The sequence below is a fragment of the Streptomyces sp. H27-D2 genome, assembly GCF_035828615.1.
GTDB lineage: Bacteria > Actinomycetota > Actinomycetes > Streptomycetales > Streptomycetaceae > Streptomyces.
Genome location: NZ_JAYMZR010000100.1, coordinates 1 through 25619, shown reverse-complemented (window position 1 = coordinate 25619; position 25619 = coordinate 1). Strand labels below are relative to the sequence as shown.

The following is a 25619-nucleotide window of genomic DNA, read 5'->3' as shown; positions in this document are numbered from 1 at the left end:
CGGTCAAGCGGTGCCCCAGGCCCGGTGACACCACCCCCCAGGCCATACGCGCGGCAGGGGGCACATAGTCATGCCGGACCCGGGGGCCAGGAGCCCCATTGCGGGGCCACGAAAAAGATAACGGGGCCAGCGGCGCGGAGGCCGCCTCGCGCGCGCCGGCGTCCTCATGGTCGGCCGCGTTCCCGGGCTGGCCGGGGGCCGCCGACCAGCCCAGCACGGCGACCGTCAGCGCGGCGGCGCCCGCCGTACCGACGATGCGCCCACGGCGCACCACCCGTGGCTGAACGTGCTTCCCCATGCGCGCCACTCCCCTATCCGGACATACCGCCCCCACCAGAACATCGTGCCAGACTCCGGACACGCCGCAGCCCCCGGTCCGCACGGGCTGCGGGCCGGGGGCTGCGGGGGGAGACTTGTTCGGGGTGTGCGGCGGGACCGTACGGCCGGCGGGCCGGGAGACCCTCCGGGCCGCCCGGCCCGCCGGCCGTCCAACGGGTCAGGACGAGGTCGGGAACCCCAGGTCGACGCCGCCGTCGGAGGGGTCGGGCCAGCGGGTGGTGACGACCTTGCCGCGGGTGTAGAAGTTCACGCCGTCGTTGCCGTAGATGTGGTGGTCACCGAAGATCGACTCCTTCCATCCGCCGAACGAGTGATAGCCGACCGGCACCGGGATGGGCACGTTGACGCCGACCATGCCGGCTTCCACCTCCAGCTGGAAGCGGCGCGCGGCGCCGCCGTCGCGGGTGAAGATCGCGGTGCCGTTGCCCCAGCGCGAGGAGTTGATCAGCTCGATGGCCTCCTCGTAGGTGTCCGTGCGCAGCACGCACAGCACCGGGCCGAAGATCTCGTCGCGGTAGGCGTCCATCTCCGTGGAGACCCGGTCGAGCAGGCTGAGGCCGATCCAGTGGCCGTCCTCGTGGCCCTCGACGGTGTAGCCGGTGCCGTCGAGCACCACCTCGGCGCCCTGGGCGCTCGCTCCGTGCACATACGAGGCGACCTTGTCCCGGTGCGCCTTGGTGATCAGCGGGCCCATCTCGGAGTCCGGGACGTTGCCGGGACCGATCTTGATCTTGACGGCGCGCTCGGTGATCTTCTCGATCAGCGTGTCGGCGATGCCGCCGACCGCGACGACCGCCGAGATCGCCATGCAGCGCTCGCCGGCCGAGCCGTAGGCCGCCGAGACGGCCGCGTCGGCCGCCGCGTCGAGGTCCGCGTCGGGCAGCACCAGCATGTGGTTCTTGGCTCCGCCGAGGGCCTGTACGCGCTTGCCGTTGGCGGTGCCGGTGGCGAAGACATGGCGGGCGATGGGGGTCGAGCCGACGAAGCTGACCGCCGCGACGTCCGGGTTCTCCAGCAGCCGGTCGACCGCGACCTTGTCGCCGTTGACGAGGTTGAGCACGCCGTCCGGCAGCCCGGCCTCGGTGGCCAGCTCGACCAGCCGGCGGGCGGCGGAGGGCACCTTCTCGCTGGGCTTGAGGACGAAGGTGTTGCCGCACGCGATGGCCAGCGGGAACATCCACATCGGCACCATGGCCGGGAAGTTGAAGGGCACGATGCCCGCGACGACACCGAGCGGCTGCCGGATCGAGGCGACGTCGACGCGCGTCGACACCTGGGTGGACAGCTCGCCCTTGAGGAGCGTCGGGATGCCGCAGGCCAGCTCGACGATCTCGACGCCGCGCGCGACCTCGCCCAGCGCGTCCGAGTGCACCTTGCCGTGCTCGGCGGTGATCAGCGCGGCGATCTCGTCGCGGTGGCTGTCCAGCAGCGCGCGGTACTTGAAGAGGACCGTGGTGCGGGCGGCGAGCGAGGCGGTGCCCCAGGTGCCGTACGCGGCCTTGGCCGAGGCCACCGCCGCGTCCACCTCCTCGACGGACGCGAGCGCGACCTGCGTGGTGACCTGGCCGGTCGCGGGGTCGGTCACCGGGCCGAAGTTGCCGGAGACGCCCTCGACGGGCTTGCCGCCGATCCAGTGGTTGACGGTCTTCATGAGCGGGCCTTTCTACATCGGGCTGCATCGGACTGCGGCGGATTGCATCGGACTGCGGCGGGCTGCGACGGAGTGCGGGGGCCGCGGCGGGTGCGGCGGGCGGGTCGGCGGTGACGGGGCGGGGACGGATCAGAGGTGGCGGCGGCGGGCGACGGCGTTGCGGTCGTACTCCGCCCTCGCCTTGAGCGCGGCCGGACGGGTCGCGGACTGGGCGACGGGAACATCCCACCACGCCTGAGCGGGAGGCGCGCCGGACACTGTGTCGGCCGTTAGCGTCTCCACATAGACACATGTGGGGCGATCGGAGGCGCGCGCCGCCACGAGCGCTTCGCGCAGCTCGCCGACCGTCTCGGCGCGGATGACCAGCATCCCCAGGCTCGCGGCGTTCGCGGCGAGGTCGACGGGCAGCGGATCGCCGGTGTAGCTCCCGTCGGCGGCCCGGAAACGGTAGGCGGTGCCGAAGCGCTCGCCGCCGGTCTGCTCGGAGAGGCCGCCGATGGAGGCGTAGCCGTGATTCTGGATCAGCACCACGTTGATGTTGATCCCCTCCTGCACGGCGGTGACGATCTCGGTCGGCATCATCAGATACGTACCGTCGCCGACCAGCGCCCACACCGGCCGGTCGGGGGCGGCGAGCCGTACGCCGATGGCGGCCGGGATCTCGTAGCCCATGCAGGAGTAGCCGTACTCCAGGTGGTACTGGCGGCGGGAGCGGGCGCGCCACAGCTTGTGCAGGTCGCCGGGGAGCGATCCCGCCGCGTTGACGATCACGTCTTCGTCGCCGACGACGGAGTCGAGCGCGCCCAGCACCTGGGTCTGGCCGGGGCGGGCGTCCGGGTCCTCGGCCGCGTAGGCGCGGTCGACGAGCCGCTCCCAGCGGGCCTTGCCCGCGCCGTACTCCGCCTCGTACGCGGGCGCGACGCGGTGGCCGGGGGTGATCGTGACGGGCGAGGTCGTGATGGATGTGGTCGAGAGCGGCGAGTCGGTGGCGAGGGCCGCGGTGAGGGCTTCGAGGCCCGCGCGGGCGTCGGCGACCAGGGCGGTCGCGCTCAGCTTGTGCGCGTCGAAGGCCGCGATGTTGAGGTTGACGAACCGGACGTCCGGGTCGGCGAAGAGCGTGCTCGACGCGGTGGTGAAGTCGCTGTAGCGGGTGCCGACCCCGATCACCAGGTCGGCCGCGCGGGCCAGGTCGTCGGCGACGGCGGTGCCGGTGTGGCCGATGCCGCCCACGTCGGCGGGGTGGTCGTGGCGCAGCGAGCCCTTTCCTGCCTGGGTGGAGGCGACCGGGATGCCGGTCGCGTCGGCCAGCGCGCGCAGCGCCTCCTCGGCCTCGCTGTGGTGGACGCCGCCGCCCGCGACGATCAGCGGCCGGCGGGCGGCGCGTACGGCGCGTACGGCCTCGGCGAGCGCGTCCGCCTCGGGGGCCGGGCGGCGGACGTGCCACACCCGGTCGGCGAAGAACTCCGCGGGCCAGTCGAAGACCTCGGCCTGCACGTCCTGCGGCAGCGCGAGGGTGACCGCGCCGGTCTCGACCGGGTCGGCGAGCACCCGCATGGCCTGGAGCGCGGCGGGGATCAGCATTTCGGGCCGGACGATCCGGTCGAAGTAGCGGGAGACGGGCCGCAGGCAGTCGTTGACCGACACATCGCCCGCGTACGGGACTTCGAGCTGCTGGAGTACGGGCTCGGCCGGCCGGGTGGCGAAGGTGTCGCCGGGCAGCAGCAGCACCGGGATGCGGTTGACCGTGGCCAGCGCCGCGCCGGTCACCAGGTTGGTCGCGCCGGGGCCGACGGAGGTGGTGACGGCCTGCGCGGCGAGCCGGTCGCGCTGCCGGGCGTAGCCGACCGCCGCGTGCACCATGGCCTGCTCGTTGCGGCCCTGGAGGTAGGGCATCGCCTCGGGTCCCGACTCCAGCAGCGCCTGGCCGAGACCGGCGACGTTGCCGTGGCCGAAGATGCCCCAGCAGGCGTTGATCAGGCGGCGTCGCTCGCCGTCGCGCTCGGTGTACTGGTGGGCCAGGAACTCCACGAGCGCCTGGGCGACGGTGAGCCGGCGCGTGGGGGCCGCGGTGCTGGTGCCGGTGCCGCTGCTGGTGCCGGTGCTGGTGCCAGTGCCGGTGCCGGTGCCGGTGCCGGTGCCGCTGCCGCTGCGGCTTTCGGGGCTGCTGGCGCTGTCGGGGCCGCTGCTCATCGGGAGCCTCCTGAGGGCGCGTTGTAGAGGGGGAGCCGGGGGTCGACGGGAGTGCCGGGCCAGGTGGAGCGAATCCAGCCGTGGTCGGGGTGGTCGCAGATCAGCCAGGCCCGTTCGCGGCCCGGACCCGCCATCACGTTGAGGTAGTACATGTCGTGGCCGGGGGCCGCGATGGACGGGCCGTGCCAGCCGTCGGGGATCAGCACGGCGTCGCCGGTACAGACTTCGGCGAGCAGATCGGTGCTGCTGGCGGGACCAGACGGCGTCACTCGCTGGTAGCCGAAGCCGGTGGCGCGGGCTTCGGCCGTGGCGCGGGCTTCGGGGATTCCAGGGGCTTCAGGGGTTCCAGGGGTTCCAGGGGTTCCAGGGGTTCCAGGGGCGGTCTCCGGGGCGCCCGCGGCTTCGGCGATCTCGAAGTAGTAGATCTCCTCCAGCTCGGACTCCTCGCCCGGCCGCTCCTCGTCGTGCTTGTGCGGCGGGTACGAGGACCAGTTGCCGCCGGGGGTGATCACCTCGACCGCGATCAGCTTGTCGGCCTCGAAGACGCCCGCCGCGCCGAAGTTGTTGACCTGCCGCGAGCAGCTGCCGGTGCCGCGCAGCTCGACGGGCACGGCGGAGGCCGGGCCGTAGCGGGCGGGCAGCCGGCGCTCGCAGCGCGCTCCGGTCAGCGCGAAACGGCCGCCCGCGGCGCTCGTGACGGTCGCGTGGGCGTCGCGCGGCACATAGGCGAAGTCCGTCACGCCGCTGAAGACGCTCTCCCGGCCGTCCAGTTCGAACGCTTCACGGTTCGCCGCCGCCTCGTCCTCGACGACGACCGCGCAGCCGCCGCTCAGCGGCAGCACGATCCATTCGCTCTCGCCGGCCGTGAAGGAGTGCGAACCGCCGGGCGGCAGTTCGAGGACCCGCAGCGAGGAGTAGCCCCAGCCGGCCCGTTTCGGGTCGATGTCGAGCACGTACGGGCCCTGGGCGGCGCTTCCTGCGGGCAGGTGGAAGGTCTTGGAGGTCATGTGGTCAAGTCTCCTGCGCGATAGCGATGTATCGGGCTGAGAATTCAGCCCTCCCCCAGCCTTCGGCCGGGAGGTGCCCCCAGGCGTTTGAGGGCACCCGTCCACTGGGCGGTGCGGTCACCGCGCTAAAACAACCCGACCGCCGTGTCCACGGCCCCCGCGACATCGCCATCCGCCGGATAAAGCAGCGAACGGCCCACGACCAACCCCTGAACCGTGGGCAGCCGCAGCGCCTTGCGCCACCTCTCGTACGCCGCCGCCTGGCCATCCGCGGACGTGCCGACCTCGCCGCCGAGCAGCACCGCGGGCAGCGTCGAGCTCTCCATGACCTCGGCCATCTCGCCCGCGTCGTCCACCACGGGAACCTTCAGCCAGGTGTACGCGGAGGTGCCGCCGAGGCCGGAGGAGACGGCGATGGACTTGATGACGGCCTCGGGGCTCAGGTCGTTGCGCACCTTGCCGTCGACGCGGCGGGAGATGAACGGCTCGATGAACACCGGCAGCCGGTGCGCGGCCATGTCGTCGACGGCCCGCGCGGTGGACTCCAGGGTGGTGAGCGAGCCGGGGTCCTGGTAGTCGATGCGCAGCAGCAGCTTGCCCGCGTCGAAGCGCAGCCGCTCCAGGTCGGCGGCGCGGTGGCCGGTGAAGCGGTCGTCCATCTCGAAGGAGGCTCCGGCCAGGCCGCCGCGGTTCATCGAGCCGATGACGACCTTGCCTTCGAGCGCGCCGAGCAGCAGCAGGTCCTCCAGGATGTCGGCGGAGGCCAGCACGCCGTCCACGCCGGGGCGGGACAGTGCGAGGCAGAGCCGTTCCAGCAGGTCGGCGCGGTTGGCCATGGCGAGCCGGCGGTCGCCGACATCGAGCGCGCCGCGCGCCGGGTGGTCGGCTGCCACGATCATCAGCCGTCCGCTGTCGCCGATCAGGGGGCGCCGGACCCGGCGGGCGGCGGCCTCGGCGATGGCCTCCGGGTGCCGGGACCGCACCGCTGCGATGTCGGAGATACGGAGGGTCAAGAGAGGGCTCACTTTCGGGTCGGGCTTTCGGGTCGGGCGTCCGGCGGGGGTACGCGGCTCGGGCCGTCGCTCAGTTGGGGGTGGGGGCGAGGAGGGCGTCGACCTCGTCGGGGGTGGGCATCGCGGAGGAGCAGGCCAGGCGGGAGGCGACGAGGGCGCCCGCGGCGTTCGCGTGCCGCATGATCCGTTCGACGTCCCAGCCGGCCAGCAGCCCGTGGCAGAGCGAGCCGCCGAAGGCGTCGCCGGCGCCGAGGCCGTTGACCACCTCGACCGGTACGGGCGGGACCTCGGCGGTGCGGCCGTCGCGGTGCACGGCGAGCACCCCCTTGGGCCCCTGCTTGACGACGGCCAACTCCGCTCCCGCCGCGAGCAGGGCACGGGCCGCCGCGTGCGGTTCGCGCTCGCCGGTGGCGACCTCGCACTCTTCGAGGTTGCCGACGGCGACGGTGGCGTGCGCCAGCGCCCGCTCGTAGTACGGCCTGGCCGCGGCGGGGTCCTGCCAGAACATCGGGCGCCAGTCGAGGTCGAAGACGGTGGTGCCGCTCTTGGCCCGCGCCGCGAGCGCGGCCAGCGTCGCGGCCCGGCTGGGCTCTTCGCACAGGCCGGTTCCGGTCATCCAGAAGATCCGGGCGGCGCGGATGGCGTCAAGATCCAGCTCCTCCGGGTGAATCTCCAGGTCGGGGGCCTTGGGCTGCCGGTAGAAGTAGAGCGGGAAGTCGTCGGGCGGGAAGATCTCGCAGAAGGTGACCGGGGTCGGGTAGGCGGCGACCGGCGTGACCCAGCGGTCGTCCACGCCGAAATCGCGCAGCGCCTGGTGGATGTAGTCGCCGAACGGGTCCCGGCCGGTGCGGCTGATGACCGCCGTACGGCGTCCCAGCCGGGCGGCGGCCACCGCGACATTGGTCGGCGAACCGCCGAGGAACTTCCCGAAAGTCTCGACGCGCGACAGCGGTACGCCGGTCTGCAACGGGTAGATGTCCACCCCGATCCGGCCCATGGTGATCACGTCGAACGGCTCGGGCGCTCCGTCCGGCCGGCCCGGCCCGTGCGTCTCGTACGGTTCCGTCGTGTCGTACGGGTCAGTCATGCTCGCCCCTTCGGTTCGGCTCTCCATCAGATCTAGCCGGGCGCCGCGAGTGATGTCAATGGTTTGTCCTTACATAAGGACGTGACGTTCTCAGAATTGACGTTACGTCCTAATGTCAGGACCAAGTCTTGACACGCCCCGGAGGGAAGTGGAAGCTACCGACATCCCAGCCCGTGACAGCACACTGCCCCGTCACACCGCCCCGCCCACTGCCCCGACCGGTCACCGCCGACCGGCGAGAGGAGAGCAGCCGGATGACTGCCGCCCGCTCCGCGCCCCCCGTCGAGCCGTCCGCTCTGGACCGCATCCGGGTCGGCTCCGCGCCCGACTCGTGGGGCGTCTGGTTCCCCGACGACCCGCAGCAGGTGCCCTGGCGGCGCTTCCTGGACGAGGTCGCCCAGGCCGGATACGAGTGGATCGAGCTCGGCCCGTACGGCTACCTCCCCACCGCCCCGGTCCGGCTCGCGGACGAGGTGGACCGGCGCGGCCTCAAGGTCTCGGCCGGCACCGTCTTCACCGGGCTGCACCACGGCCCCGCCGTCTGGGACGCCACCTGGGCACATGTCGCCCAGGTCGCCGAGCTGACCCGCGCCATGGGCGCGCGCCATCTCGTGGTGATCCCCGCCTTCTGGCGCGACGACAAGAGCGCCGAGCAGTTGGAGAGCAGCGAACTCACCGTCGAGCAGTGGAAGCACCTGACCAGCGGCATGGAGCGGCTCGGCCGGGAGGTGCGCGAGCGGTTCGGGCTCGACATCGTCGTGCACCCGCACGCCGACACCCACATCGACGGCGAGGCGAACGTCGAGCGCTTCCTCGACGGCACCGACTCCAAGCTCGTCAACCTGTGTCTGGACACCGGGCACTACGCCTACTGCGGCGGCGACAACGTCAAGCTCATCAAGACCTACGGCGAGCGGATCGGCTATCTGCACCTCAAGCAGGTGGACCCGGTGATCCTCGCCGACGTGATCAAGAACCAGGTGCCGTTCGGCCCGGCGGTCAAGCGTGGTGTGATGTGCGAGCCGCCCACCGGGGTGCCCCCGTTGGAGCCGGTGCTGACCGCCGCGCAGGGCCTGGGCATCGACCTCTTCGCGATCGTCGAGCAGGACATGTACCCGTGCCCGCCGGACCAGCCCTTCCCGATCGCGCAGCGCACCCGCCGCCTGCTGCGCGGCTGCGGAGCCTAGCGCCGCGACCGGCAATGTTTGCCCCGCGACGGGGCACAGCTTGCCGGGAGGGGCTGACCCGCCCGCCTCGCCGCCGCCGCGCCCACACCACCCGAGGAATGACATGACTCAGCACAACACAGCCGGCGCACCCGGCGGTCCCGGCACGACCGGCGCGGCTGGCACGGCCGGCACCCTCGGCGTCGCCGTCATCGGCACCGGCCGGATGGGCGCCGACCATGTCCGCCGGATCAACGAACTGATCAGCGGCGCGCGGGTGGCCGCCGTCGTGGACATCGACGCGGAGCGGGTCAAGGCGCTCGCCGGCGCCATCGAGGGCTGCGCCGCCTACACCGACCCGGCCGCGGCCATGGCCGACCCCGCCGTGGACGCGGTGCTCATCGCCTCCCCCGGGCCGGCCCACGAGGCCGCGCTGCTCCAGGCGCTGGAGCACGACCTGCCGGTACTCTGCGAGAAGCCGCTGACACCGGACGCCGCCTCGGCGCTGCGGGTGCTGGAGGCCGAACAGCGGTTGGGGCACCGCCGGATCTCGGTCGGCTTCATGCGCCGCTACGACAGCGAGTACCTGCGGCTGAAGTCCCTGCTGGACGCGGGCGGGTTCGGACGACCGCTGATGCTGCACTGCAAGCACCGCAACATGGCCACCCCGCCCGGCTTCACCAACCAGATGATGATCAACGACTCGGTGGTGCACGAGTTCGACACCACCCGCTGGCTGCTCGGCCAGGAGATCACCGCCGTCTCTGTCCTGCGTCCCACCCCCTCCTCACACGCGCCCGAGGCGCTCAGCGACCCGCAACTCGTCCTGATGGAGACCTCCGGCGGCGCGATCGTCGACGTCGAGATCTTCGTCAACTGCACCTTCGGCTACCAGGTGCGGTGCGAGGCGGTCTGCGAGACCGGCAGCGCCCGGGTCGGCGACGGCCACGCCATGGTCACCCAGTCCGCCGGCCGCTGGGGCGGCGAGATCACACCGGGCTTCGAGGCCCGCTTCGAGGAGGCGTACGACCGTGAGGTCCAGCGCTGGGTGGACGCTGCCCGGCGCGGCGAGGCCGAGGGCCCCTCGGCCTGGGACGGCTACGCGACGGCCGCGGCCTGCGAAGCGGGCGTACGGGCCCAGGCGACCGGCGAGCGCGTCCTCGTCGAGATGATCGAGCAGCCCGCCTTCTACCGCTGACCGCACCGCTCGGCGCCGCGCCGCGCCGCACTCCACCGCGTTCCACTCCCGTTCGCCCCGTCCACTCCCGTCCACCCCCGTCCACCCCCTGAGCCTCCGTCACCAACAGGTCATCACGGTCCCCTTCTCGTCACAGGTGTCCCGCTTACGCGTGTCTTCCGTCACAGGTGATCAACAGACCCTCCCCGGCGGTCACAGTGCGTCGTTTACCGGGCACAGGCTGATTGATCGTCAGCGGCCGCACCGCAGCTCCCCCGACGGCTCCCCCCGGGCCGCCCCTGGGGTGCGGCTCAGGAAGGTGCGATAGATGACCGACCGGAGGCTTTGGTCGTACAAGGACATCGCTGCGCACATCGGGGTCCAGACGGACACCGTGCGCTCCTACCGCAAGCACGGACTTCTGCCGTCCCCCGACCTGGTGGAGGGGGGCAAGCCCTACTGGTTCGCCGACACGATCCGAGACTGGAGCGCACGCCGTCCGGGGAATCGCTCCCGCAGGGGTTAGAGCCAGGCCCTAACGCCCCGCACCCGCCCCGACCAGGCCCCGCTCCGCCACCTCTCCGGCGCGGGGCCCGCCGACGTCGCCGCCCGCTTCGCCGACCCGTTCGCCGCCCCCTTCGCTCAGCCCTATGCGGGCGTGCAGCCGGCGCAGCGGGGCCGGCGCCCACCAGGTCGCGCGGCCGGTCAGCCGCATCACCGCGGGGACCAGCAGACTGCGCACCACCATCGCGTCCATCAGCACGGCGAGGGCGATGCCGAGGCCGAGCATCTTGGTGTTGGTGACCCGCGAGGTGCCGATGGCCACCATGACCACGGCGAGGATCAGCGCGGCTGCGGTGATCAGCCCTCCGGTGCGCCGCAGGCCGAAGACGACCGAGCCGCGGTGGTCGCCCGTGCGGTCGTACTCCTCCTTGATCCGGGAGAGCAGGAAGACCCCGTAGTCCATGGACAGTCCAAAGGCGACGCAGAACATCAGCACCGGCAGGGTGGTCTCGATGTCGCCGGTCGCGATGAAGTCGAGCGGCCCGGAGAGATGGCCGTCCTGGAAGACCCACACCACGGCGCCGAACATCGCGGTGAGACTGAGCGCGTTGAGCAGCACCGCCTGGATCGGTATCAGAACGCTGCCGGTGAGCAGGAAGACCAGCAGCAGCGTGACGATCACGATGATGCCCAGCGCCCACGGCAGCCGGTCGGCGATGCTGGACTTGGTGTCCTCCACCACGGCGGCGGTTCCGGTGACCGAGGTGTCGAAGGCGGCCCTCTCCGCGCGGATGTCGTGGACGAGCTGCCTGCCCACGGCGTCCACGGCCTCTCCCCGGGGCAGCACTGTGAAGTACGCAGAGCCGCCCGCACCCGCGCGCACCGGGCCGTCCACCCGCAGCACGCCGGGGAGTTCCGCGAGGCGCTCGCGGTAGTCGGCGAGGGCCGCGGTCTTCGGCGCGCCCTCGGCGAGGATGTGGATCGCGCCGCCGGGGTTGCCGGGGAAGCCGTCGCGCAGCTGCTGCTGGACCACATGGGACTCGGCGACGGCCGGCAGTTGCCGGTCGTCGGCCGTGCCGAACTCGACCCTCGCGAAGGGCAGCCCGAGGACGATCAGGCCCGCTGTGGTGGCGATCGCGAAGAGCGGCGCGCGGCGCATCACCAGCCGGGCAATGCGGGCCCAGCCCGCCCCCGGCTCGCTCCGGGGGACCCGGCCGCGCCGGACGAGCCGCCGCAGGTCCCACGCATTGACCCGGTCACCGAGCAGCAACAGCGCGGCTGGCAGCACGATCAGCGCCGCTCCGGCGGCCAGCAGCACGACGGCTATGCCGGCGTAGGCGAAGGACCGCAGGAAGTACTGCGGGAAGACGAGCATCGCGGCGAGCGAGACGGCGACGGTGAGCGCCGAGAAGAGGACAGTCCGCCCGGCGGTGCGCAGCGTCGCCGCGACAGCGGGCCGGGGCGCGGCGCCCGCGGCCAGCTCCTCGCGGAAACGCCGCACGATGAACAGGGCGTAGTCGATGGCGAGACCGAGGCCGAGCGCGGTGGTGAGGTTGAGCGCGAAGACCGACACGTCGGTGAGTTCGGTGAGGCCACGCAGCACCGCGTTGGTCCCCAGGATCGCGATGACGCCGACGGCGAGCGGCAGCAGCGCGGCGACCGCGCTGCCGAAGACCATGACCAGCAGAAGCAGCGTGACGGGCACCGCGATCAACTCGGCCCGCAGCAGATCCTCCTGGATGGTGGTCTGGAGTTCGTGCTGCACGGCGACCGGTCCGCCGATCGTCACCGTCACAGGGCCGTGCCGCCCCCGCAGGTCGGGGGCGAGCCGCTCCAGCGCCTTGCCGGCGGCGGCCTCGTCCCCCGCGATCCGCCCGGCGATCATGGCTTCGCCGCTGTCCTTCGCGCGCAGCGCCGGTGATTTGGTCGCCCAGTAGGAGCTGACTCCGCTGACCGAGGCGTCCGCGGCCAGCTTCGCGGTGAGCCGACGGGCTTCGGCGGCGACCGCCGGATCGTCGACCGTCGCGCCGCCGCTGTCGACGAGGAGGATCAGGTTGGGCTGGGAGGCCGGGAAGTGTTTCTCCAGCGCCTCGGTGGCGTACGAGGACTCGGCGGCGGGGGCCTGCCAGCCGCCGCTTCCCATCCGGTCGGCGACCCCGCTGCCCACTACGGCAGCCAGCGCGGTGAAGAGCAGCGCGAGCAGCAAGGACAGTCGCGGGCGGGCTGTGACCGCACGGGTCCAGCCTCCGATCCGCTCTTCGTCCGCATGCTTGACGGCAGTCATCGCGAGGTGTCCCCTTCACCTGGACCCGTGCCGCGGAAGGCAGCACGGATCGCTGATTGCCTTAGACTGGCAAACACGAGCGATCACTCGCGTTTCCATAGAATGCGAGCGACCACTCGTGTTTGTCAACTGTGTTCGGGAAGCTGGGGATTGCACGTGACGGCGGACAAGGCGAAGGACGGGGCGCGCCGCCCGGCCGCGGACCGGGCGGCGGCTCGTACAGCGGGGTCGGGCGCGGCTGCGACGTCAGGCGGAGCCACGGGCGGCACCGCGGCCGGGGCGGAGCACCCGCGTCGCCGGACGGCCCGCGGCGAGCGCCGCGTGGAGCAGTTGCTCGACGCCGCGGCGAGTGTCTTCGGCGCGGTGGGCTACACCTCGGCGAGCACCAACGCCATCGCCCGCGAGGCCAGGGTCTCCCCCGGCACGCTCTACCAGTTCTTCCCGAACAAGGAGACGCTCGCGATCGAGCTCGGCGACCGGCTCATGACGCGTCTCCGGCAGGCGCACGGCGCCGTCTTCACCACGGTCGACCCCACGCTGCCGCTGCGCGAACTGCTGGACACCGTCCTCGACCCGCTGATCGACTTCAACTGCCTCAACCCGGTCTTCCTGGCCCTGATGCACGGCCCCGAGGTCCCCGGCACGCTCGTCGCCGACCACGACGCCCTGCACGCCGCGATGATGACCGCCACCACCGAACTGATGGCGCAACGCGCGCCGCAGCTCTCGGCCGAGGAACACACCCGCGTCGCGACCATGACCTTCGCGCTGTTCAAGGCCGGCCTGGAGCAGGTCGTCGGCCACCAGGGGGCCGAGCGCGACGCGTACGCCGCCGAGACGAAGGCGGCCGTGTACCGGTATCTCGCCCCACTCGTCGAGACCAGGACCGAGACCGGGACCGATGCCGGCATCGACGCCGGCATCCAGGCCGACGCCAAGGCCGGAGCACCGGCGAGCTGACGGGGGACGGCGGGGGCAGCAGGGACGACGGGGACTCCAGGGATCACGGGATACGACGACCGCCCGCCCGACCGACCGCTCGTACGTACGACCGCCCGTACGTACGGCTAACCGTCCCGTCCCAGCGACGAGCAGAGCCCCCCGACCACACCGTCCCCGGACCCCGACTCCGATTCCACCCCAGAACCCGAGCCCGCCCCCGACCCCACCTCGGACGAGCGGACCAGCACTGACCCACCCCCCGACCTGCGACGCACGAACCACTGCACGACGCCGCCCACCACCGCGACCACGACCGACACCCCGAGGCCGAGCAGCAAGGCGAAGCGGGAATCCCCCGCCGCCGTACTGCCGAGATAGCCGAGGCCGACGGAGTACGTCGCCCACACCAGCTCGGCGATGGTCGCGCCCAGCACGTAACGCCGCAGCGGGAAGCGGACGACGCCGGCCGCCAGGCCGCCGATGATCCGCCCGGCGGGGAGGAAGCGCACGCCGATCACGAACGGGATGCCGTAGCGCTGAATGCGGGTCGCCACCCACTCCATCAGCGCCCGGCGCTTGGGCTTGCGGCTCATCCAGGAGACGGCCGGGTCGCTGAACCAGCGGCCGAGGCCGCGCATCAGCAGGTCGCCGAGCAGGGCGCTGCCCGCGACGACCGCCAGCACCAGCACGATGTCCAGGTCGCCCCGGGCGGCGAGCACGCCCACCGTGACGAGCAGCGCGGAGTTCGGCACCAGCGGCGGCAGTGTGCTGACCGCCAGCAGCGCGTACATCCATACGTCGCCCATCGCGCCACCTTCTCCCGCGCCCCCCGGCGCCGCCCCGTCGGCAGTTCCACCTACCAGTAAAACTCATTACCGGTCAAACCTGGCAGGTCGCCCGGAGCGAAACAATGTCTTTTCGTGGAAACCGGGGGGACTGCCGGGCTCCCCCTAGGGGTTGGCGAAACGGGCCGGAAAACACCACCCCTCGAATGGATTCATACCCCCTAGGGGTATAGAGTGGCTTTCACCGGGACGCGCCGATCGTTCTTCGGGGCATCCTGGAACACAGCTGACTCACGCCCTCAGAGGAGAAGTCCATGACCGCCGAGACCACCACCGGCTCCTGCTGCACCCCCGACCACTCCTGCGGCTCCGACTCCGCGGCCACCGCCGAGGCGGCCGGCGTCACCACGACGTACCAGGTCACCGGCATGACCTGCGGCCACTGCGAAGGCGCGATCTCGCAGGAGGTCTCCGCGATCGACGGCGTCAGCTCCGTCAAGGCCGTGGCCTCGACCGGCCAGGTCACCGTGATCTCCGCGGCCCCGCTGGACGACGAAGCGGTCCGCGCCGCGGTCGACGAGGCCGGGTACGAGCTCGTGGGCCAGGTCTGATCTCAACCCTCCGGGGAGTGCCCCCACGCCCGGGGACGCTCCCCGCCTCCCAGGAGACCCGCCATGACCAGCACGGCCCCCGCCACCCCGGCCCAGCCGACCCCCACGGCTGCCGCCGCCCCTGAGCCTGACAGCACCCGGGTCGAACTCGTCATCGGCGGCATGACCTGCGCCTCGTGCGCGGCGCGCGTCGAGAAGAAGCTCAACCGGATGGAGGGCGTCACCGCCACCGTCAATTACGCCACCGAGAAAGCGCGGGTCGACTTCGGCGGCGGCGTGCGGGTCGCGGACCTGATCGCCACCGTCCGGAAGACCGGCTACACGGCCGAGCCGCCCGCACCGGCCGCCCCCGAGCCGGAAACCGAACCGGAAACCGAACCTGAGCCCGGGCCGTCCGGAACAAGCGGCACGAACACTGACAGCACGGACACCGGCGGCGCTAATACCGGCAGCACTGACGCCGGCAGCACGGACACCGGCAGCCCGAGCGGCACGCCGCCGCCGAGCCACCCCGCCGACCCCGAGCTGTCCGCCCTCCGCCAACGCCTCACCGTCTCGGCCCTGCTCGCCGCGCCGGTGATCCTGATGGCGATGGCGCCGTCCCTCCAGTTCGACGACTGGCAGTGGCTCTCGCTGACGCTCGCCGCGCCCGTCGTGGTGTGGGGCGCGCTGCCCTTCCACCGGGCCGCCTGGACCAACGCCAGGCACGGCGCGGCCACCATGGACACGCTGGTCTCGCTCGGCACCCTCGCCGCCTTCGGCTGGTCGCTGTGGGCGCTGTTCTTCGGCGACGCCGGGATGCCCGGCATGCGGCACGGCTTCGACTTCACGGTCTCCCGTACGGACGGCTCCTCCGCGATCTACCTGGAGGCCGCCGCCGGAGTCACCGCGTTCATCCTGCTCGGCCGCTATCTGGAGGCCCGCTCCAAGCGCAAGGCGGGCGCCGCGCTGCGCGCCCTGATGGAGCTGGGCGCCAAAGAAGTGACGGTGCTGCGGGAAGGCGGGCGCGAGGAGCGCGTGCCAGTGGGGCGGCTCGCGGTCGGGACGCGTTTCGTCGTACGGCCCGGCGAGAAGATCGCCACGGACGGCACCGTCGTCGCGGGGGCCTCGGCCGTGGACGCCTCGATGCTGACCGGCGAATCGCTGCCCGCGGACGTCGCCGTCGGCGACGCCGTCACCGGCGCGACCATGAACGTCTCCGGCCGGCTGGTCGTGGAGACCACCCGGGTCGGCGCGGACACCCAGCTGTCCCGGATGGCCCGGCTCGTGGAGGAGGCGCAGAACGGCAAGGCCCGGGTGCAGCGCCTCGCCGACCGCGTCTCCGGCGTCTTCGTGCCGGTCGTGCTGCTGATCGCGCTGGGCACGCTGGCCGGCTGGCTGCTGACGACCGGCGACGCGACCGCGGCCTTCACCGCCGCCGTAGCCGTCCTGATCATCGCCTGCCCGTGCGCACTGGGGCTCGCGACCCCGATCGCCCTCATGGTCGGCACAGGGCGCGGCGCCCAACTGGGCATCCTGATCAAGGGCCCTGAGGTGCTGGAGTCGACCCGCCGGGTGGACACCGTGCTCCTCGACAAGACCGGAACCGTCACCACCGGCCGGATGACCCTGCACGACATCGTCACCGCGCCCGGCGTCGCCGAGCGGGACCTGCTGCGGCTCGCGGGCGCGCTGGAGCACGCCTCGGAGCACCCGCTCGCGCGCGCCATCGCGTCCGGCGCGAGCGAGCGGACCGGCCCGCTGCCCGCCGCCGAGGACTTCGAGAACCTCGCGGGCCTGGGCGTACGGGGCGTGGTCGAGGGCCGTACGGTGCTCGTCGGCCGGGAGCGGCTGCTCGCCGACCGGGCCATCGCGCTGCCCGCCGGGCTGGCCGCCGCCAAGGCCGCCGCCGAGGCCCAGGGGCGTACGGCGGTGGTCGTGGCGTGGGACGGCGCGGCGCGCGGGGTGCTGTCGGTCGCCGACGCGGTCAAGGAGACCAGCGCGGAGGCGGTGGCCCGGCTGCGCGAGCTGGGACTGACCCCGGTCCTGCTCACCGGCGACAACCGGGCGGTCGCCGAGTCGGTGGCCCGCACGGTCGGCATCGACACCGGGCCGCGGACGCTGATCGCCGAAGTGCTGCCTCACGAGAAGGTGGACGTTGTCCTGCGGCTGCAAAGCGAAGGGCGTACGGTCGCGATGGTCGGAGACGGCGTCAACGACGCGGCCGCCCTCGCCACCGCGGATCTGGGGCTCGCCATGGGCACCGGTACGGACGCGGCCATCGAGGCGGGCGATCTGACGCTCGTCCGCGGCGATCCACGGGTGGCGGCCGACGCCATCCGGCTCTCCCGCAGGACGCTCGGCATCATCAGGGGAAATCTGTTCTGGGCTTTCGGCTACAACGTGGCGGCGCTGCCGCTCGCCGCCGCCGGGCTGCTCAATCCGATGATCGCGGGGGCCGCGATGGCCTTCTCCTCGGTCTTCGTTGTGCTGAACAGTCTGCGACTTCGATCCTTCACCTGATCCACATAAGGTGCACAACACCCACACCGCAGGGCCTCGATCTCCATATCGGGGCCCTTGCCCTTTTCCTCCACATCTGCATGAGACGTAGGTCACAGCGGTTCCAACGTAACCATTTGGGGGGGTCGGGTGTCTAACACTGCGGTGCGGACGTCCCGGCGGGCGTCTGCACCGCAGCCAGGAAGGTCTTTGGGGGACCGGCCCGGCTGGGGCGTTGGCCGGGGCGACGTACTCGGGGAGCTTGAGCGGCCCTCCCGTATGTACGCGTCCCGGCGGATCGCCACCTCGGCGCGAGAGCGCCGACACGAAACGCCCGGCCGGATCCCGTGGGGGGAATCCGAACCGGGGAAAGGGAAGCGCCCCGTCGATCGGCCCGTGGGGGGATCGATCGCGGGGCGCTTCTTATTTTGTTGAGCTGTGGTGCGGTGAGCTGTGGTGCGGTGACCTGCGGTCAGCGTTCCTCCGCCGGGACGAAGTCCCGCTCGACGACGCCCGTGTAGATCTGCCGCGGGCGGCCGATGCGCGATCCCGGCTCCTTGATCATCTCGTGCCACTGGGCGATCCAGCCGGGGAGCCGGCCGATCGCGAAGAGCACGGTGAACATCTCGGTCGGGAAGCCCATCGCGCGGTAGATCAGACCCGTGTAGAAGTCCACGTTCGGGTAGAGCTTCCGCGAGACGAAGTAGTCGTCGTTCAGCGCGTGCTCTTCGAGCTTGAGCGCGATGTCCAGCAGCTCGTCGTCCTTGCCGAGCGCGGAGAGGACGTCGTGCGCCGCCGCCTTGATGATCTGGGCGCGAGGGTCGAAGTTCTTGTAGACGCGGTGCCCGAAGCCCATGAGCTTCACGCCGTCTTCCTTGTTCTTCACCTTCTGGATGAAGGCGTCGACATCGCCGCCGTCCAGCCTGATGCTCTCCAGCATCTCCAGCACCGACTGGTTGGCGCCGCCGTGCAGCGGGCCCCACAGGGCGCTGATGCCGGCCGAGATCGAGGCGAACATGTTCGCCTGCGACGAGCCGACCAGGCGCACGGTCGAGGTCGAGCAGTTCTGCTCGTGGTCCGCGTGCAGAATCAGCAGCTTTTCGAGGGCCGCGACGACGACCGGGTCCGGCACATACTCGGCGGCGGGCACCGAGAAGGTCATGCGCAGGAAGTTCTCGACGTAGCCGAGGTCGTTGCGCGGGTAGACGACCGGGTGACCGATCGACTTCTTGTACGCATACGCCGCGATGGTCGGAAGCTTGGCGAGCAGCCGGATCGTCGAGAGGTGGCGCTGCTTCTCGTCGAACGGGTTGTGACTGTCCTGGTAGAACGTCGACAGCGCGCTGACCACGGAGGACAGCATCGCCATCGGGTGCGCGTCACGCGGGAAACCGTCATAGAACCGTTTGACGTCCTCGTGCAGCAGCGTGTGCTGGGTGACCTCGCCCTGGAAGGTGGCGAGCTCGTCGACGGTCGGCAGTTCTCCGTTGATCAGCAGGAAAGCTGTCTCGATGAACGTGCCGTGCTCTGCGAGCTGTTCGATCGGGTACCCGCGATAGCGGAGAATGCCCTGCTCGCCGTCGAGATAGGTGATGGCGGATTTATATGCCGCGGTATTGCCGTAACCGGAGTCCAGGGTCACCAGACCGGTCTGGGCACGCAGCTTCGCGATATCGAAGCCCTTGTCGCCGACAGTGCTGTCGACGACCGGGTAGCTGAATTCGCCGTCCCCGTAACGCAGTACTACAGAGTTGTCGCTCACGTCATCCCTCACCGACGTTGTGCCTCTTGTTCGAGGTGCCCTGACTCCTACTACCATCCCCCATTGGCACCGGACCGTGCACTCGGGGTCGGCCACAAGGCCCATGGATGGCACGGAGTGCCGTCAAGCGACTTATCTTGCTCCCCTTCGCCCGGATTAGCCAACCCCACGGCGCGGCCTCAGCCGAAGCCCGCGCCGCGCACCGCTCCGCGCAGCCGGTGGTCCAGCGCGGTACAGCGCCGGCCGGCCGAGACCGTACGGACCGCCTGGCCTAGCGCCCGGCGCGAGCCGACCAGTACGACCAGCTGTTTGGCGCGGGTCACCGCCGTGTAGAGCAGATTGCGCTGCAGCATCATCCAGGCCCCGGTCGTGACCGGGATCACCACCGCCGGGTACTCGCTGCCCTGCGAGCGGTGGATGGTGACGGCGTAGGCGTGGGCCAGCTCGTCCAACTCGTCGAAGTCGTAAGGAACCTCCTCGTCCTCGTCCGTCAGCACGGTGAGCCGCTGCTCCTCGGTGTTGAGACCGGTGACGACGCCGACCGTGCCGTTGAAGACGCCGTTCAGCCCTTTCTCGTAGTTGTTGCGGATCTGGGTGACCTTGTCGCCGACCCGGAAGATCCGGCCGCCGAAGCGCTTTTCCGGCAGGTCGGGGCGGGCCGGGGTGACGGCCTGCTGGAGCAGCCCGTTGAGCGCGCCCGCGCCGGCCGGGCCGCGGTGCATCGGGGCGAGCACCTGGATGTCCCGGCGCGGGTCGAGGCCGAACTTGGCCGGGATGCGACGGGCCACCACGTCGACGGTGAGCCGGCCGGTCTCCTCGGTGTCCTCCTCGGGGAAGAGGAAGAAGTCGGGCAGCCCCTGAGTGATGGGCGGCACGCCGGAGTTGATGCGGTGCGCGTTGGTGACCACGCCGGAGCGCTGGGCCTGCCGGAAGATCCGGGTCAGCCGCACCGCCGGTATCGGGCTCGCGGGCGCGAGCAGGTCCCGCAGCACCTCGCCCGCGCCGACCGAGGGGAGCTGGTCGACATCCCCGACGAGCAGCAGATGGGCGCCCGGCGCGACCGCCTTGACCAGCTTGTTGGCGAGCAGCAGATCCAGCATCGACGCCTCGTCCACCACCACCAGGTCGGCGTCGAGCGGCCGGTCCTTGTCGTACGCCGCGTCGCCGCCCGGTTTGAGCTCCAGCAGCCGGTGCACGGTGGACGCCTCGGCCCCGGTCAGCTCGGAGAGCCGTTTGGCCGCCCGGCCGGTGGGCGCGGCCAGCAGCACCTTGGCCTTCTTCGCCTTCGCCAGCTCGACCACGGACCGGACGGTGAACGATTTGCCGCAGCCGGGGCCGCCGGTCAGCACCGCGACCTTCTCGGACAGCGCGAGCCGCACCGCCTGCTCCTGCTCGGGGGCCAGCTCCGCGCCCGTACGGTCCGCGATCCAGGCGAGGGCCTTGTCCCAGGCGACGCCCTGGAAGACCGAGAGCCGGTCCTCGGGGGTGCGCAGCAGCCGCAACAGCTGGGCGGAGAGCGAGATCTCGGCGCGATGGAAGGGCACCAGGTAGACGGCGGTGACGGGCGCGCCGTCCTCGCCGTCCGGGACGCTCTCGCGCACCACGCCCTCGTCCTCGCCCGCGAGTTCGCCCAGGCAGTCGATGACCAGCCCGACGTCCACCTGGAGCAATTTGACCGAGTCGGAGATCAGCTGCTCCTCGGGGAGGTAGCAGTGGCCGTTGTCGGTGGACTGCGAAAGGGCGTACTGGAGACCGGCCTTGACCCGCTCGGGGCTGTCGTGCGGGATGCCGACGGCCTGCGCGATCCGGTCGGCGGTGAGGAAGCCGATGCCCCAGACGTCGGCGGCCAGCCGGTAGGGCTGGTTCCGGACGACCGAGATCGAGGCGTCGCCGTACTTCTTGTAGATGCGGACGGCGATGGAGGTGGACACGCCGACGCCCTGGAGGAAGACCATCACTTCCTTGATGGCCTTCTGCTCCTCCCAGGCAGCGCCGATCATCTTGGTCCGCTTGGGGCCGAGTCCGGGCACTTCGACCAGCCGTTCGGGCGCGGTCTCGATGACGTCGAGGGTGTCGATCCCGAAGTGTTCGACGATCCGGTCGGCGATCCTCGGCCCGATGCCCTTGATCAGGCCGGAGCCGAGGTAGCGGCGGATTCCCTGGATGGTGGCGGGCAGCAGGGTGGTGTAGTTCTCGACGGTGAACTGCTTGCCGTACTGGGCGTGCGAGCCCCAACTGCCCTCCATGCGCAGCGACTCCCCCGGCTGCGCGCCGAGCAGCGCGCCGACCACGGTCAGCAGATCGCCGGCGCCGCGACCGGTGTCGACCTTGGCGACCGTGTAGCCGTTGTCCTCGTTGGCGTAAGTGATCCGCTCCAGGACGCCTTCCAGCACAGCGAGCCTGAACTCGCCCTTGACGGCCTGTTGTCCAGCTCCCACGCCACGGCCTCTCTCCTGGATTCCACCGGCGACGGCCCGGGATCTCCCGCTGATCCCACGCCCGCGCGGCCTCGCGACCTCTGGGGACGACGGTACCGCCGGGGACCGACAGTGCGGCGACGAGCGGGTGAGAACGAGGGCGGGGACGAGGCGAGGGCTGGGCGGGGACTCGGCGGGTGACGGTCCCGCTCAGCCGGACAGGTTCCGGAAAGGCGACAGTCGGTGACACGGTCACGATCCAGCATCAGGGTCTTGCCCTCACGGATGTAATCGATTCCAATCATCCCTGTAATCGATTCCACAAGGGTGTGGTGACGACGGGTGGTGACGACGGTGGGCATCAAGGATGTGGCCGTACGGGCGGGAGTCTCCGCCGCGACGGTCTCGCGGGTGCTCAATGAGCACCCGGCCGTACGGGCGGACACCAGGTCGCGGGTGCTGGTGGCTGTAGCCGAGCTCGGCTACCGGCCCAACGCGGTGGCCCGCTCGCTGCGCACCCACCAGACCCGGACGCTGGGGCTGGTCATCAGCGACGTGCTCAACCCCTTCTTCACCGAGCTGGCCCGCTCCGTCGAGGACGAGGCGCGGGCGCTGGGCTACAGCGTGATCATCGGCAACGCCGACGAGCAGCCCGACCTCCAGGACCACCATGTCCGCACGCTGCTGGACCGGCGCATCGACGGCGTGCTGGTCAGCCCCACCGACGGCGCCTCCCCGCTGATGCTGGACGCGGCCCGCTCCGGCACTCCGATGGTCTTCGTGGACCGCTGGATTCCGGGCGTGGACGTGCCCGTGGTCCGCACGGACGGCCGGGACGCGGTCCGCGACCTGGTCGCCCATCTGTACGCGCTCGGCCACCGCAGGCTCGCGATCATCGCCGGGCCCGCGGCGACCACCACCGGCAGCGAGCGCGTCGACGCCTTCCGCGACGCGCTGCGCGAGCACGGTCTGCCACTGCCCGCCAAGTACATCGGCCAGGGCGACTTCCAGGCCGACAGCGGACGCCGGGCCACCGCCCGCTTCCTCGACCTCGCGCAGCCGCCCGAAGTCGTCTTCGCCGCCGACAACCTGATGGCACTCGGCGCGATGGACGAGATCAGAGCCCGCGGCCTGCGGGTGCCCGACGACGTTGCGCTCGCCGCGTTCGACGACGTCCCCTGGTTCGTCCACACCGATCCGCCGATCACCGCCATCGCCCAGCCCACCGGCGAGCTCGGCCGGGTCGCCGTACGGGCGCTGATCGACCGCGTCGAGGGCCGCACGGCCGCGTCCGTCGCCCTGTCCGCCCGCCTCGTAGTGCGCCGCTCCTGCGGCGAGCCCGAAGGGAGTAATCCTTGAGTACGCCGAACACGCCGAACACGCCGGGCGCATCCGGCACGCCGGATGCGCACGGCACACCGGATGCGCCGGGGGGCGCGAGCGAGGCTCGCAAGCCGAACCTGGCCAAGCCCCCCGCACCCCCGTCGTCTCCGTCGGAAGCGGCCCCGGCGGACGCGGCCCCCGCCTCAGACGCCGCCCCCGCCTCCGTGGAACTGCTCCGCATGGAAGGCGTCCGCAAGGTCTTCCCCGGTGTCGTCGCGCTCGACAGCGTCGACTTCGATCTGCGCAGCGGTGAGGTGCATGTCCTGTTGGGTGAGAACGGCGCGGGCAAGAGCACGCTCATCAAGATGCTCTCCGGCGCCAACCGCCCCGACGCGGGCCGGATTCTGGTCGACGGCGTCGAGGTGCGGATCCACGGCGCGCAGGACGCGGAGCGGCTCGGCATCGCGACCATCCACCAGGAATTCAACCTGGTACCCGACCTCACCGTCGCGGAGAACATCTTCCTCGGCCGCCAGCCGCGCCGGTTCGGCCTCATCGACCGCAAGCGGATGAACGCCGACGCCGCCGGACTGCTGGCCCGGGTCGGGGTGCGCGTCTCCCCGCAGACCCTGGTGCGCGAACTGGGCATCGCGCGGCTCCAGATGGTCGAGATCGCCAAGGCGCTCAGCCTGAACGCGCGCGTCCTGATCATGGACGAGCCGACCGCGGTGCTCACCAGCGAAGAGGTCGACAAGCTCTTCGGCATCGCGCGCCGGCTGCGGGCGGACGGCGTCGGAATCGTCTTCATCACCCACCACCTCGAAGAGATCGCGGCCCTCGGCGACCGCGTGACGGTGCTGCGCGACGGCCGCAGCGTCACCCAGGTGCCGGCCACCACCGGCGAGGACGAACTCGTACGGCTGATGGTCGGCCGCAGCATCGAGCAGCAGTACCCGCGCGAGCGCCCCGAGGCGGGCGCTCCGCTGCTCAAGGTCGAAGGGCTCACCCGCAAGGGCCACTTCGCGGACATCGGCTTCGAGGTGCGGGCCGGCGAGGTGGTCGGTCTGGCCGGGCTCGTCGGGGCCGGGCGCACCGAGGTCGCGCGGGCCGTGTTCGGCGCCGACCCGTACGACTCCGGCAGCGTCGAGGTGCTCGGCGCGCGGCTGCCGCGGCACGACGTGAGCGCGGCGCTGCGCGCCGGGATCGGCCTGGTACCCGAGGACCGCAAGGGCCAGGGACTGCTTCTCGACGCGACCGTGCAGGAGAACCTCGGGCTGGTCACGCTGCGCCGCGCGACCCGCGCGGGCCTGGTCGACCTGGCCGGGCAGCGCCGCGACGCCGTACGGATCTCCGAGCGACTCGGGGTCCGGATGGCCGGGCTGGGGCAGCACGTACGCACGCTGTCCGGCGGCAATCAGCAAAAGGTCGTCATCGGCAAGTGGCTGCTCGCCGAAACCAAGGTGCTGATCCTCGACGAGCCGACCCGCGGCATCGACGTGGGCGCCAAGGTCGAGATCTACCAGCTCGTCAACGCACTGACGGCCTCCGGGCACGCGGTGCTGATGATCTCCAGCGACCTCCCCGAGGTGCTGGGCATGAGCGACCGCGTGCTGGTGATGGCACAGGGCCGGATCGCCGGCGAACTGTCCGCCGAGCGGGCCACGCAGGACGCGGTGATGGCCCTGGCCGTGAAGACCACCGACACAGCCGATCCGGTCGGGTCCGGTTCCCGTTCGACCGGTCCCGAGAACCCAGAGTCCGAGAACCCCGAGCCCGAGAAGCCCAAGTCCCCGAACCCCAAGTCCCCTGACGCCGACACCCCTGGCATGAAATCTGTGGAGGGCTCCCGTGGCCACTGACACCCTCAAGAGCAGCACCACCGGCCCGGGCAAGAGGCCAGGGACGGCCGCCGGCGCCGGGCTGCGCCGCGTACTGCTGGACAACGGCGCGCTCAGCGCCCTGGTGGTCCTGGTCGTCGCGATGTCGCTGATGTCCGGTGACTTCCTGACCAGCCAGAACCTGCTCAACGTCGGCGTCCAGGCGGCCGTGACCGCGATCCTGGCCTTCGGCGTCACCTTCGTCATCGTCTCCGCGGGCATCGACCTCTCGGTCGGCTCGGTGGCGGCGCTGTCCGCCACCGTGCTCGCCTGGACCGCGACCTCCGAGGGGCTCCCGGTCTGGCTCGCGGTCGTGCTGTCCGTCGGCACCGGCCTGGCCTGCGGCCTCGTCAACGGCGCGCTGATCTCGTACGGCAAGCTGCCGCCGTTCATCGCCACCCTGGCGATGCTCTCGATCGGCCGCGGCCTGTCGCTGGTCATCTCCCAGGGCAGCCCCATCGAGTTCCCCGACTCGGTCTCCTCGCTCGGCGACACGCTCGGCGGCTGGCTGCCGGTGCCGGTGATCGTGATGGTCGTGATGGGCCTGATCACCGCCGGAATCCTGGCCCGTACCTACCTCGGCCGGTCGATGTACGCGATCGGCGGCAACGAGGAGGCCGCGCGGCTGTCCGGGCTGCGGGTCAAGCGGCAGAAGGTCGCGATCTACGCGCTCTCCGGCGGCTTCGCCGCGGTCGCGGGCATCGTGCTCGCCTCCCGGCTGGTCTCGGCCCAGCCGCAGGCCGCGATGGGCTACGAGCTCGACGCGATCGCCGCGGTGGTCATCGGCGGCGCGAGTCTGTCGGGCGGCGTCGGCAAGGCGTCCGGCACCTTCATCGGCGCGCTGATCCTCGCGGTGCTCCGCAACGGGCTCAACCTGCTGTCCGTGTCCGCGTTCTGGCAGCAGGTCGTGATCGGCGTGGTCATCGCGCTGGCCGTGCTGCTCGACACGCTGCGCCGCGTACGTTCAGGCGCGGCGGTGTCCCGCCCCCTCCCCCCTCTCCGC

Annotated in this window: 19 protein-coding genes; 9 read left to right on the top strand and 10 right to left on the bottom strand. The window is 71.5% G+C overall.

The window, feature by feature from the left end:
* From QMK28_RS28440 to iolC, 6 genes are all read right to left on the bottom strand, one after another.
* The coding region (locus QMK28_RS28440; protein WP_326442499.1) for a hypothetical protein at window positions 1–298 on the bottom strand (298 nt) is incomplete at its 3' end.
* A gap of 198 nt (window positions 299–496) precedes the next feature.
* The gene (locus QMK28_RS28435) at window positions 497–1990 is read right to left on the bottom strand and encodes a CoA-acylating methylmalonate-semialdehyde dehydrogenase (protein ID WP_326442498.1); all 1494 of its coding nucleotides are present in this window, start codon (window positions 1988–1990) and stop codon (window positions 497–499) included.
* Between the two features lie 129 nt (window positions 1991–2119).
* Window positions 2120–4180, bottom strand: a complete 2061-nt coding sequence (iolD, locus tag QMK28_RS28430) for a 3D-(3,5/4)-trihydroxycyclohexane-1,2-dione acylhydrolase (decyclizing) (protein ID WP_326442497.1) — start codon at window positions 4178–4180, stop codon at window positions 2120–2122.
* On the bottom strand, window positions 4177–5187 hold the full coding sequence (locus QMK28_RS28425) for a 5-deoxy-glucuronate isomerase (RefSeq protein ID WP_326442496.1): 1011 nt from the start codon (window positions 5185–5187) through the stop codon (window positions 4177–4179). Before QMK28_RS28425 ends, iolD begins: the two co-directional genes overlap by 4 nt.
* A 125-nt stretch (window positions 5188–5312) precedes the next feature.
* Window positions 5313–6200, bottom strand: coding sequence for a Cgl0159 family (beta/alpha)8-fold protein (locus tag QMK28_RS28420; protein ID WP_326442495.1), 888 nt, complete (start codon window positions 6198–6200; stop codon window positions 5313–5315).
* A 70-nt stretch (window positions 6201–6270) separates the two neighbouring features.
* Window positions 6271–7197 (bottom strand): 5-dehydro-2-deoxygluconokinase, encoded by a 927-nt coding sequence (iolC, locus tag QMK28_RS28415; RefSeq protein ID WP_326442501.1) that lies wholly within the window; start codon window positions 7195–7197, stop codon window positions 6271–6273.
* 344 nt (window positions 7198–7541) lie between these two features.
* On the opposite strand from iolC, the gene QMK28_RS28410 reads away from it, so the two are divergent.
* The 3 genes from QMK28_RS28410 (at window position 7542) to QMK28_RS28400 (ending at window position 10156) form a co-directional block, all read left to right on the top strand.
* A complete protein-coding gene (locus tag QMK28_RS28410; RefSeq protein WP_326442494.1) occupies window positions 7542–8474 on the top strand; it encodes a sugar phosphate isomerase/epimerase family protein in 933 nt (310 codons plus the stop codon).
* Window positions 8475–8577: 103 nt separating this feature from the next.
* Window positions 8578–9651 carry a Gfo/Idh/MocA family protein gene (locus QMK28_RS28405; RefSeq protein WP_326442493.1) on the top strand — a complete coding sequence of 358 codons (1074 nt, stop codon included), beginning with the start codon at window positions 8578–8580 and terminating at the stop codon, window positions 9649–9651.
* A gap of 307 nt (window positions 9652–9958) precedes the next feature.
* A complete protein-coding gene (locus tag QMK28_RS28400; protein ID WP_326442491.1) occupies window positions 9959–10156 on the top strand; it encodes a helix-turn-helix transcriptional regulator in 198 nt (65 codons plus the stop codon).
* Window positions 10157–10165: 9 nt separating this feature from the next.
* Here QMK28_RS28400 and QMK28_RS28395 read toward each other — a convergent pair whose 3' ends face one another.
* Window positions 10166–12418, bottom strand: coding sequence for an MMPL family transporter (locus QMK28_RS28395; RefSeq protein WP_326442490.1), 2253 nt, complete (start codon window positions 12416–12418; stop codon window positions 10166–10168).
* A gap of 156 nt (window positions 12419–12574) precedes the next feature.
* On the opposite strand from QMK28_RS28395, the gene QMK28_RS28390 reads away from it, so the two are divergent.
* Window positions 12575–13378, top strand: a complete 804-nt coding sequence (locus tag QMK28_RS28390) for a TetR/AcrR family transcriptional regulator (RefSeq protein ID WP_326442489.1) — start codon at window positions 12575–12577, stop codon at window positions 13376–13378.
* A 107-nt stretch (window positions 13379–13485) separates the two neighbouring features.
* Here the strand turns inward: QMK28_RS28390 and QMK28_RS28385 are convergent, their stop codons facing one another.
* Window positions 13486–14166, bottom strand: coding sequence for a DedA family protein (locus tag QMK28_RS28385; RefSeq protein WP_326442488.1), 681 nt, complete (start codon window positions 14164–14166; stop codon window positions 13486–13488).
* Between the two features lie 293 nt (window positions 14167–14459).
* Between QMK28_RS28385 and QMK28_RS28380 the strand changes: the two genes are divergently transcribed.
* Together QMK28_RS28380 and QMK28_RS28375 are read left to right on the top strand one after the other, a co-directional pair.
* Window positions 14460–14756 (top strand): heavy-metal-associated domain-containing protein, encoded by a 297-nt coding sequence (locus tag QMK28_RS28380; RefSeq protein ID WP_326442487.1) that lies wholly within the window; start codon window positions 14460–14462, stop codon window positions 14754–14756.
* 63 nt (window positions 14757–14819) lie between these two features.
* Window positions 14820–17258: a heavy metal translocating P-type ATPase gene (locus QMK28_RS28375; RefSeq protein ID WP_326442486.1), complete on the top strand. Its 2439-nt coding sequence runs from the start codon at window positions 14820–14822 to the stop codon at window positions 17256–17258.
* A 451-nt stretch (window positions 17259–17709) separates the two neighbouring features.
* Here QMK28_RS28375 and QMK28_RS28370 read toward each other — a convergent pair whose 3' ends face one another.
* Window positions 17710–18999, bottom strand: a complete 1290-nt coding sequence (locus QMK28_RS28370) for a citrate synthase (RefSeq protein ID WP_326442485.1) — start codon at window positions 18997–18999, stop codon at window positions 17710–17712.
* A gap of 179 nt (window positions 19000–19178) precedes the next feature.
* The gene (recD2, locus tag QMK28_RS28365; protein WP_326442484.1) at window positions 19179–21437 is read right to left on the bottom strand and encodes an SF1B family DNA helicase RecD2; all 2259 of its coding nucleotides are present in this window, start codon (window positions 21435–21437) and stop codon (window positions 19179–19181) included.
* 321 nt (window positions 21438–21758) lie between these two features.
* On the opposite strand from recD2, the gene QMK28_RS28360 reads away from it, so the two are divergent.
* The 3 genes from QMK28_RS28360 to QMK28_RS28350 all read left to right on the top strand — a co-directional run.
* The gene (locus QMK28_RS28360) at window positions 21759–22775 is read left to right on the top strand and encodes a LacI family DNA-binding transcriptional regulator (protein ID WP_326442482.1); all 1017 of its coding nucleotides are present in this window, start codon (window positions 21759–21761) and stop codon (window positions 22773–22775) included.
* A 203-nt stretch (window positions 22776–22978) separates the two neighbouring features.
* A complete protein-coding gene (locus QMK28_RS28355) occupies window positions 22979–24598 on the top strand; it encodes a sugar ABC transporter ATP-binding protein (protein WP_326442500.1) in 1620 nt (539 codons plus the stop codon).
* On the top strand, window positions 24588–25619 hold a 1032-nt coding region (locus QMK28_RS28350; RefSeq protein ID WP_326442481.1), incomplete at its 3' end, for an ABC transporter permease. The genes QMK28_RS28355 and QMK28_RS28350, both read left to right, overlap by 11 nt.